At 70.4% G+C, this 10,301-nt stretch carries 6 protein-coding genes; 3 read left to right on the top strand and 3 right to left on the bottom strand.

What is annotated here, in order from left to right; translation table 11 throughout:
* Nucleotides 1–412 precede the first annotated feature (412 nt).
* Complete coding sequence (locus ADX84_RS24155; protein WP_049579559.1) at nt 413–922, top strand: hypothetical protein; 510 nt, start codon at nt 413–415, stop codon at nt 920–922.
* A gap of 167 nt (nt 923–1,089) precedes the next feature.
* Here ADX84_RS24155 and ADX84_RS24150 read toward each other — a convergent pair whose 3' ends face one another.
* Nucleotides 1,090–2,142, bottom strand: a complete 1,053-nt coding sequence (locus ADX84_RS24150; protein ID WP_049579556.1) for an LLM class flavin-dependent oxidoreductase — start codon at nt 2,140–2,142, stop codon at nt 1,090–1,092.
* Nucleotides 2,143–2,386: 244 nt separating this feature from the next.
* On the opposite strand from ADX84_RS24150, the gene ADX84_RS24145 reads away from it, so the two are divergent.
* Entirely contained in the window at nt 2,387–2,665 is a 279-nt protein-coding gene (locus ADX84_RS24145; RefSeq protein ID WP_199776690.1) for a helix-turn-helix transcriptional regulator, read from the top strand.
* Between the two features lie 1,752 nt (nt 2,666–4,417).
* Here the strand turns inward: ADX84_RS24145 and ADX84_RS24140 are convergent.
* Entirely contained in the window at nt 4,418–5,863 is a 1,446-nt protein-coding gene (locus ADX84_RS24140; RefSeq protein ID WP_234004198.1) for an MATE family efflux transporter, read from the bottom strand.
* Between the two features lie 528 nt (nt 5,864–6,391).
* On the opposite strand from ADX84_RS24140, the gene ADX84_RS24135 reads away from it, so the two are divergent.
* Nucleotides 6,392–8,653 (top strand): protein kinase, encoded by a 2,262-nt coding sequence (locus ADX84_RS24135; RefSeq protein WP_049579551.1) that lies wholly within the window; start codon nt 6,392–6,394, stop codon nt 8,651–8,653.
* A gap of 9 nt (nt 8,654–8,662) precedes the next feature.
* Here the strand turns inward: ADX84_RS24135 and ADX84_RS24130 are convergent, their stop codons facing one another.
* Nucleotides 8,663–9,919, bottom strand: coding sequence for a DUF418 domain-containing protein (locus ADX84_RS24130; RefSeq protein WP_049579549.1), 1,257 nt, complete (start codon nt 9,917–9,919; stop codon nt 8,663–8,665).
* Between the last annotated feature and the right edge of the window lie 382 nt (nt 9,920–10,301).

Genomic DNA, 10,301 nt, shown 5'->3' with positions numbered 1-10,301 from the left:
CCCCTACACCCGCGGCGGCCGCTCCGCATCCCGTTCCCGGGAAAGGGGTGAACCGGCGGTGTGGGGGAGCGGCGTAAGAGAATGCGGGGGAAGGCAGGTGTGGGGGGTGCCACGATGGTGTGCCTGGCGGCTCGGGAGACCCGGGAGGCGGAAATCGTCGCCCGTGGCGGTGCGAACCGTGCCGCCTTCGATGTCCGGCGCCCGGATGACCTTTCCGACCGCATGAGGCGCGGGGACGTTATCGTCTACCCGAGTGAGTCCTGGGCCGATTTCGGGGCACGAAGCCCCCACACCGAGTCTCGAACGTCCTCTGCCCCCGACCCCGCTCCCCGTGTCCGCCTGGCCCTGTTCCCGCCTGGCTGACCCGACACCCGCCCCCAGAACCGACCCAGCTCACCCCAGAAGGAGTTCCATGACTCCGGAACCAGCGGAACCAGAGGCGGGGGAGTGGTTTCGCCGCTACTTCGCCCCCGAGGAGCTGGACCGGCTCGAACAGTTCCCGGTCCGCATTCCCACGGGCCACGAGTTCGGCCTGCTGGGCCTGCTCGGCGCCTGGCACACGCACGTCCGAAGACTGCGGGCGGACCTCACCCTCTCGGACGGCGACCCCTCCGCCTGCGGTGTCCACGATCTCGTGACCGCGCTCGTCCTGCGCGACTTCGTGGATCGGGGGATCGCCACCCTGGGCACGGAACTCACCACGAACGTGGACTCCGCCCTGGCCGACCTCGACGAGGGCTTCCGTTCCCTCACGGAGGAGGACGGCGTCGGTCTCCTGGCCCTGGCCGAACCGGAGGCCGAGGCCCGGACCGACGAGAAGTGGTGGTGGCGGCGCATTCCGCTGAGCGGCCCCGCGCGCAGGGAACTCGACAGCACGGCCGCTCGTGAACAGGACGGTCGGGTACGCGCGGAGGAGGGCTAGCCCGACGCGACCGTTCTCCACTCAGGGGACAGTCGCCGGAGAGAGTGCGGGGCGGGGTCCCTGACGACCCCGCCCCATCCCTGTCACCGGAGGAAGCGGTTCCGGACCCTGCCTGATCCGGTTCCGCACCCTTGACCAGTACCCCCGGTCAGGGTTTCGTGCCGCACTCAGCTCCCGGCGGGCGCCGCCGGGCCGAACGCGTCGGCCAGCAGTTCGTAGGAGCGGAAGCGGGCTGTCTTGTCGTAGATCATCGAGGAGATCATCAGCTCGTCCACGCCGGTGTCGGCGACGAACTGGTCGATCTTGCCTCGCACGGTCTCCTGGGAGCCCACGAACGAGTAACGGAGCATCGCGCTCGTCTGCTCCTTCTCCCCGGGACGCCACATCGTGTCCATGGCCGAGCTCCGGACCGGAGGCTGCAGCAGACCACGCGCGTTGCGCATGATGCCCAGGAAGGCCTGCTGCTGCGAGGTGAACAGGTTCTTCGCCTCGGCGTCCGTGTCGGCGACCACCACGTTGATCCCGGCCATCGCGTACGGCTTCTGGGCCTGGTCCGAGGGCGCGAAGTCCTCCCGGTACGCGGCGAGCGCGTCGTGGAGCGCGCTCGGCGCGAAGTGCGACGCGAAGGCGTACGGCAGCCCCAGATGTGCTGCGAGCTGTGCGCCGAACAGGCTGGACCCGAGGATCCACAGGGGCACCCGCAGGCCCTCGCCGGGGACGGCGCGCACCGGTTGTCCGGGGCTGGCGGGCTCGAAGAGCGACCGGAGCTCCTGGACGTCCTGCGGGAAGGTCGAGGAGGCGGAGTGGTCGCGGCGCATCGCGCGCATGGTGCGCGGGTCGGTTCCGGGGGCGCGCCCCAGCCCGAGGTCGATGCGTCCCGGGTAGAGGGACTCCAGGGTGCCGAACTGTTCGGCGATCACCAGCGGGGAGTGGTTCGGGAGCATGACGCCGCCCGAGCCCACCCTGATGGTGGAGGTTCCCTCGGCGATGAAGCCGAGGGAGACCGAGGTGGCCGCGCTGGCAATGGCCCGCATGTTGTGGTGCTCGGACAACCAGAAACGGGTGTAGCCCCAGCGCTCCAGGTTCTGGGCGAGTTCGCGGGCGTCGCGCAGGGCCTCGCCGGGGGTGGAGCCCTCGACGATGCTCGCGTGGTCCAGGACGGACAGGGCGGGCCCTGCCCCCGGTGCCTCGGTCCGTGCTGCCCCAGCTGATTCCGTCATCTCAGTTACCCCCACTGGCCTGAATCATTCGATGATCGACGAACATCGAACATTGACGGTACACTCGCCGCTGAACGCACACCAAATCCTGACCACGGATCGGCGAGGCCGCCGGACGGGGTTCGGCGGGGCGGCGACGCGCTCGGATGAACGCGCGGAACGGCTGTACGACAGAGGAAGTGGAGGTGGGGTCTTGGTTCCCAAGGGGCCGTCCAAGGGACATGAGCATCCGGCCCTGGCCGAAGTGGATCTGGTCACGGTCCTGTCCGCGTTGGCCGAACCCACCCGGATGCGGATCGTGTGCATGCTCGCCGATTTCGAGGGTGAGCGGGCCTGGAAGGACATCGAACTGCCGATCGCGCAGTCGACCCTGAGTCACCACCTGAAGATCCTGCGCAACGCCGGCGTGATCCAGAACCGCACCGAGGGCACACGCTGCTTCGTTTCGCTGCGGGACCAGGAGCTCGACGGACGGTTCCCTGGGCTGCTGGAGACGGTGCTGAGCTGCCGGGACTCGCACTAGGCGCTGTTGCGTGGACGCTGTGGCGCGCGCTGGCGGTGCCGGAGTCGGCGTGAGCTTCCGTCCGGGCGATCCCCCATGGGACGACGGGACCGGGGCGGCTCCGCGGCGCGAACACGTCATGTCTTCACTCACGCTGGCGCAACGAAGCCCGGTGACGCTGAGTTCCCACCCTCGTCGTGTTTCTGGCGCGGGTGTCCCCGTGGTGGGCGGCGACTGGTCGGAGCGGAGCCGTATGCGTGATCCGGGTGGGGGCTCGACGGTCGGTCCCGATCGTGGGATGGGGGCGAAGGACCGCGGCCCCGGTCGCGATCGGCTCCTCGTGAGCCGACGCGAACCGGGGCCGCGACCGAGGATGGCCTCCGCTCCTGCCTCTCCCCCCAGACGGCAGGAACGGCGAGTGCCCCCCTTCTTTCCTTCTCGGTCGGGACCCGCGAACCCTCTGTTCCCCTTTCCCTTCCAGCGACCCTGTCGCACGGAAGGCAGCAGAGGGGCAGGGGCCCCTTGGTGGCGAATGGAACATCCACGTGCTCGGTGAACGTGAATTCCCCCGAATCCAATGCCACTTGAGCGGGCGGGAGTGCCTTTGGCGGAAGTTCCCCCTAGATCACAACTTCCACGAAGTCAATCCCCATCGAACCCGCGCATCCCTCGTGTGACGAACGAGAGAAAGCGAGATCCCGCAGATGCACTCTATCGCTTCGCGGAACCATTCTGTCCATGTCCGGGAATCCCGTTCTGTGGTGAACGTGAACCAACCTCCGGGCCCCGGAAACGGGCGAACGCACGGAACGCTGAGTGCATGACGCCGACGCCAGGACACGCGCTGGCTTCGGGCTCGAAGCCAGCGCCGACCGGGCGACCGACGGTCCGAGTATGCCTGAGGCGGAGGGTGCTTCGCAGCCGTTCCGTGGCAATTCCTCAAACTGATTCTCCGATGTGGCCGAGTGGCGCACTCGGGGCGGTCATGGCGTCGCCCGGATTGGTCGGAGCGGGGGCTCCGCGCCGTCTTTTGTAGGTGGTTTGGTGCCTAAAGTCATCGCTTGGCGGAAACCGGACACCCTCGGAGTACAGGTTTCGGAGGGGAGGGGCCCGGCCGGTGGTGCTCTCGTGGCACCCAGTGGGTGCTGTGGCGTGGCGACACGCTCCTTGGCGGGCAGGGGTCGGGGGTGTGCCCTCGGGGGCTCCCGGCGGCCGCTGGGGTGGCTTCGCAGGGCTTCTTCGACCTCGAGGGAGGCATCGACTGTTGTCTCGTTCCTTGGGGTAACTGTCCGGTTTCCCCTCGTGGTGAGTCGCTGGAGGGTGACGACGCGGGTGGGAAGCCCGGGAGGGCCCGGTCGCCGTATGGTGCCGGGTTCGGAGACACCGGGTCGAGGGGCCGTCGCCGATTCGCGGAGCTCGGGCCCGCGGCGGTTCGGTGCGGATGAGCGAGGTCGCGTTCGCGAGTCGGTTTTCGGAGAAATGGCGGCGTGCTTTACCGGGTGCTTTACCCAGTGAAATTCGAATGGACGTCCCCCGCAATCGAAGCGGCCTCACGCGTGGGAAAGCAGAGGTCTGCAGGGGGGCGTGGGGTGCCCCCGTCGAGGTCGTTGGTGGTGGACGTGCCGCCGAGTGGGTGTGATGGCGAAGGAGGGAATCACCGGTACGAAGCATGACTTCTATGCGGGTCACGCATGAAGTGGGCGTTCCCGAACCGTCGGAGTCGCGTGCTGGGGGTGGGTGCCGGGCCCGGGCCCGACAGGAGTCGGGCCTCGGTCAGGCCCGGGCCCGGGTCAGTCGGAGAAAGCCACCGCCCTGGCCGAGGACCAGCCCGAGGTTGGCGAGCGCGTAGGCCCACCAGAGCCAGGCCAGCCCACCCGCGGAGGCGACGGGGAAGGCTGCCAGGGCCAACAGCCCGAAACACACGGCGAAGGTGTACAGGGTCGGCGCGGTGCGCTTGAGGGCGAGCAGCCCCATCCCCGGCATCGCCTGCAGTCCGTCGGCGAGGACGACCAAGAGGACCACCGGGATCAACGCGGACACCAGCGCTGCCACCGCCGGATCGGGGGTGAAGACCCCGATGACCGGGGTCGCCGCGACCCGGATCAGGAGCATGCTCAGCGCGATCACCGGCAGAGCCAGCGTCAGCCCCGCGGTCAGCGCCCTGCGGACCTCACCGAATCCGTCCCCCGAGACCTCGCCCTCCCTGGCCGCGCGGGCCATGAAGGGGACGCAGGCCTGGCCCGCCGCGGTCGCGGGAAGGAACACGAAGGTCACCAGGGTCACCATCACCTGGTGGGCCGCGGCCTCCGTGGCGCCGATCCGAGCCACCGCCATCGCGAGCAGGCCGAGTACACCGAACTTGATCAGCATCGTCGTGCCCATGGGGAGCCCGACCCGCGCGATGTGCCAGACCCCCGACCAGTCCGGTGCGCCCGGCCCTCGCGGTCGGATGGCCAGGACCGTGCCGCGCCGCAGCAGGACCTGGGCGACGGTCGCGACAGTCAGGGAGGTCAGCAGCATCGCGACGCCCGCGCCGGCGATGTCCAGGCCGAGCACCAGGACCAGCGTGGGGATCAGGACCACTGACATCGCCGTGCCCACCAGGCCCACGGTCATCGCCTGCTTCGACCTGCCCAGCCCGATCAGCAGTACGGTCGCGCTGGACTGGAAGGAGTTGGCGAGGAGCGCGAGCGCCATCAGGTAGGGGAAGGGGCCGAGCGCAGCCACCGTCTCGGCGGGTACCCCGATCAGCCGGGCGACCGTTGGGACCGACGCCACCACCACGCCGCCGAGCAGGCCCATACACAGTGCCAACCAGAGGGAGTCGCGAAGGGTGGGGGCGAGGGCGTCGGGGTCCTCGGCGTTCTGCGCGACGAACGGCATGGATCCGCGCAGCGCGCCCTGGACCACCATCGAGGCGGGGTTGTACAGGGCGACGGTCATGGCGTAGGCGGCCAGGACGGCGGTGCCGGTGTGGCCCAGGACTCCGGCGGTGACCAGGGTTCCGATGACGGTGGCGACCATGGAGAGGTAGAGCGGGAGGGCCTTTCCCGCGATCCCGCCCACGAGTCGGGCGAAGGAGGGGCGGGGTTCCGGTGTGGCCTCGTTCGGTGCGGTCACTTCCTCCGTGGGTCCGACCTCGGGCGGGATCGGGCCACCGGGCTCGGGGGAGCGGTCCGCGCGGTGAGCCGCCCTGTTCTGGGGGGTGTCGTCAACCATGGTCTTCTCGGGTGGGGGAAGTCGGTGGTCGCGGAGAAACTATCAGTGCGACCACGGGCGGTTTATGGCGCTTTCAGGCTGGAGTTTGTGCCGTGGCTGGTCCGCTGTCGGGTCGACCGGGTCTTCCCGGCCACGGTCACCGCTGTCGCGGTGAGGTCGCCTCCATCGGGTTCCGCAGTTCGGTTGGCGCCGGATTGCACCGATTTCCTCTCCATCCCATAACGTCCTCACCCACCGTGTCCACGGACGGAGCCCAGGAGGGCGGCCCATCGGGCAGTGGCCGGGTCGGCGTGACCACCCCCGCGATCCTTGGTGAACAGGCGTTACCGCCTCCCGTGCGGGGGTGTCGACATGCCCTCGCGGGCGGCTGGGCGCTCGTCGCGAATGGGTCCCGCGCACACGCGGAAAAGGGGGATCGCCGCATCGGATCCCTCACAAATTAGGTAGATTCGCAGAACAACGGGATCGAATGTGCTATCCCGGCACAGCCCACCACAACCGTCCCTGATGTGTGGAAAGCTGCCCCCAATGGACTTCTCCCTCCCCGCTCTGCCGCCGAAAGTCACCCCCCTGACCGACGGCGACCCGCTCCAGGTGGGCCGCTACCGACTCATCGGGCGTCTGGGCGCCGACGGTGTGAGCACCCTGTTCGCCGCCGTCGCCCCCGACCACGAACCGACCGTCCTCCGGATGGCGGGTGCCGAATGGGCACCCTCGGCTGTCTCCGGTGGGGAGGTCGCACCGGTCGACCACACCGCCGGAGTGTGCGCGGTGGGCGTCCGCGAGCTCGGGACCCACGAGGGCCGACCCTGGTCCGCGATCGACTACCTCCCCGGCGCTGACCTGCGCGAGCACGTGCGTTCGCACGGACCTGTGGGCGGCGACGCCCTGCTGGTGCTCGCCGCCGGGATGGCCGAGGCACTCGCCAGCACCCACGCCTCAGGCACTCTGCACGGCGACGTGCGGCCGGAGAGCGTGGTGGCCGCGGAGAGCGGGCCCCGCGTGCTCGACTTCGGGATCGCCCGCCGAATCGACGACACAGCGTCGGTGCAGAGTGGGACGAGCCTGGGCTGGTTGGCTCCCGAACGCTACGAGGGTTCGGCCGCCACACAGGGGTCCGACGTACACGGCTGGGCCTGCCTCGTGGTGTTCGCCGCCACCGGAGAACCGCCGTTCGGGGCGTCACCTGCCGGGCACAACCCCGGGCGGGTGCCCGGGCAGATCCTGTGGGAGATGGCCCGCCGCACACGCGAGGCGCGAGTTGACCTGAGACTGCTCCCGGAGGACCTGCGGCCCCTGCTGATGCGCGCCTTCTCCCCTGACCCGGAGCTGCGGCCCTCGGCCGAGGACGCCTACCTCGAGTGCCTGCTCATGCTCGGCATCGACGAACAGTCGACCGCCGACACCTGGCCCGACCAGCTGCGCGCACTCATCGCCCAGCACTGGCCGCGACCGGACCTGAGCTGGCACGATCCGGAGCGTTGGAACCAGGCCGCACGCTCCCTGAGCCAGGAGGATCGGCGGACGGCCACGACCGGACCGGCACCCGGTGGGACTGGTGGCGCGGTGGCCGGTGGGGCGGTCGTCACGCCCGGCCCTGAAGCGCCCTCCGCTGATCCCGGGACCGGCGGGTCCGACGCCTCCAGCGGGGCCGACGCGGGCGCCGACGAAGAGGAGTGGGGGCCGGAGGCGGCGGCCGAGGCGTACGGGCACACCCCTCGCGTCCCGGTGAGCGGCGAGCACGGGGCCGTGCCCGGCGCACGCAGCGTGGGCACGGCCGGACACGGGGGAGCGGAGTACCTGTTCGGGCCCTCCGGGGCCGGTGGCCACGGTCCTTCAGGTGCGGAGGCCGACGGGATCGACCTCGACGGGGACGCCGACACCGTCTCCCGGGGCAGGGTCGGTATCTGGCTGGCGGCGGGCGCCGTCGGGATGGTCGCGGTGCTCGGCGGTGGCTATCTGCTGTTCGACACCCTGGGCGAGTCGCCCGCCGACACCGTCGTCTCGGAGGGCGCCGCCGAGGAACGGGTCGAGCCCGAGCCCGAGGACGAACCCGAAGAGGAGAGCGGTCCCTCAACCCTGGACTGCGATGACACCGAGCGGATGAGTGCCCAGCAGGCCCACGCTCCCTGGCGGCCCTTCAGCACGGAGACCGTTTCCCCGGACGCCTACGCCCCGCTCCTCGTCCCGGGGCCCGAGGGCGAGCCGAACACCAGTCCCGACGTCTGGCCGTTCGTCTCCCCGCTCGACCACGACACCGCGGACTTCGGCCTGGTCACGCCGCAACTGGACGGCTTCCCGGTGCTCACCGTCTGCATGACCGCCGCGCGCGACACGGGCGAGGGGGTCGAGTTCACCGCGGAACTCACCTTCCATCCCACGGTCGGCAGCCATCGCGTGTACGAGGAGGACTTTCTCACCCTGACACCCCTCGACCCCGAGCGGAACGGGGGGATCGACAAGGAGACCGTCCGGGGCGGGACCGGCAGTGAGCTGGGACTGCCGATGACCACGCTCGCGGAACTGAGTCCGCAGGACCCGTCAGCCGAGGTCACCGTGCTGGTCCCGGGAGCTCCGGAGCGGGCGGGGATCGCCTACCGCCCCTCCGAGTACTCGGGTGCGCTCGTCCACGACCTCAGCGGGCACTGCTACGACGTGGACGGCACGGAGGCGTGGCGCGACGGGGACCGACTGGGTGCGGGCCAGTTCGCCCTGCCGAGCACCGAGCCCGGCGAGAACGACATGATGCGCTGCCCGGTGGACGAAGCCCGTGAACAGGACGGTGTCTGACCTCCGAGGTCACGGAGCGGACCGGGCGTCAGTGCCCTTCCCCCGCGCCCCCGGCAGGCGGGTGCGGGCGTAGGTGAGTCGGCGCAGTAACACCTCGGCCGGTCCACGCAGCCCGAGGCGGCGGGAGAGATCGGCCAGCAGCACGGTCAGTCCCCAGGTGAGGACGGCGACCAGTACCGCGCCCGAGGCGCTCGCGCTGGTGCCCAGTCCCAGACCGTACGGGGCGAACACCGCGGTGAACACCACCGCCTGTGCGAGGTAGCAGCTGAGGGAGCGCTCTCCCACAGCGGCGATCGCGGTGGCGACCGTCCCGGGGGAGCCGGTGCCACCGGGACGCGCGGCCCGGTCGGTCAGCCACAGGGCGACCAGGGTGATCAGCGCCGCCCAGCCGGGCCCGCCCGCCCAGCCCGCGAGGTCGTGCACGATCCACAGGGACACCAGCACGACCGGCTCCGGTTCCGGCAGGAACCGGGCGGTCACCAGGGCGTCCGGCAGCCCGGCGACCACCGCGACGCCCAGGCCCACGACGGCGGTACGCGCCAACAGGGGAAGGTGTTCCCGAGGGTGTTCCAGGATGCTTCGGCGACCGGCCCACATCCCCACCAGCAACGGCGGCAGCACCACGAGAAACAGGGTCATCGGCGTGTACAGGGTCCACTCCGCGAAACGCTCGGAACTGGCCGCGAGGAAGCCCGACTCCACCAGTGACGGCACAGCCGAGGCGGGCCCCGCGTCCCCGGGGGAGGTGCCGAACGCGTCACCCAGGCTGAGCACCGTGTTCAGCACGGCCGACGCCAGCGCGACGGTGCCCGCGGACCACAGCAGGACGGAGTCGCGTGCGCGCAGGAACCCCACGAAGAGGAGCAGGCCGAGCCCGTACGCCCCGACGATGTCCACCGGCAGCAGCAGGACCCCGTGCAGCAGACCGATCACCAGCATCCACAGTCCGCGACGGCGCAGCACCACGCGGGCGTGCACCCAGCCGCCGCCCGCGTCCACGACCCGCCGCATGATCCACACGGTGCCGTAGCCGAAGAGCAGGGAGAACAGCGGGATCGCCCGCCCGTTCACCAACGTGCTCTGGACGAACAACAGCACCTGGTCGGTGAGGGTGCGGACGGTCTCGGAGTGGGTCAGGAAGAACTGGGCGTTGACAAGCGCGATGAACAGCAGCATGAAGCCGCGCGCGAGGTCGGGTGCGAGGGATCGCCCCGGACCGGGCACGGGTGGGGCACCGGTCGAGGGATGTCGGCTGGACTGACTCATGGGGACTCTCTTGTCGGCGCTGTCAGGCAGGGAGGACGCATGTGCGGTACCGGTTCAGGGGCCTCCCGACGAAGCTACGGAGCCGCGCGGACCGTTCCCATGGGGCCTTCCAGAGACTTCGGGTGGGTCAGTCCCCACCCGAACGAGTGCCTATGATGGTGGGGCGTCGCGTGTTCCCGGCCAAAGAGCAGTGGGCCGGCCGGAGTGCATGGAGGCGCCATGACCTGTTCGGGGAGCCAATCGTGAGCACACACTTCGCGTACCGAACCTGAGCGGCTGAGCCGTTCGCGGCGCCGGTGTGACACGGCCGTCGAGACCGTGCCCCCTCGGCCCTGGTGAGACCGGGCCCTGGGGAGTCCGACCCGCCACCCCGGCCCCGCGC

The sequence above is a fragment of the Nocardiopsis sp. SBT366 genome (assembly GCF_001083815.1).
Classification (GTDB): domain Bacteria; phylum Actinomycetota; class Actinomycetes; order Streptosporangiales; family Streptosporangiaceae; genus Nocardiopsis; species Nocardiopsis prasina.
This window is presented reverse-complemented; position numbering and strand designations above follow the sequence as displayed.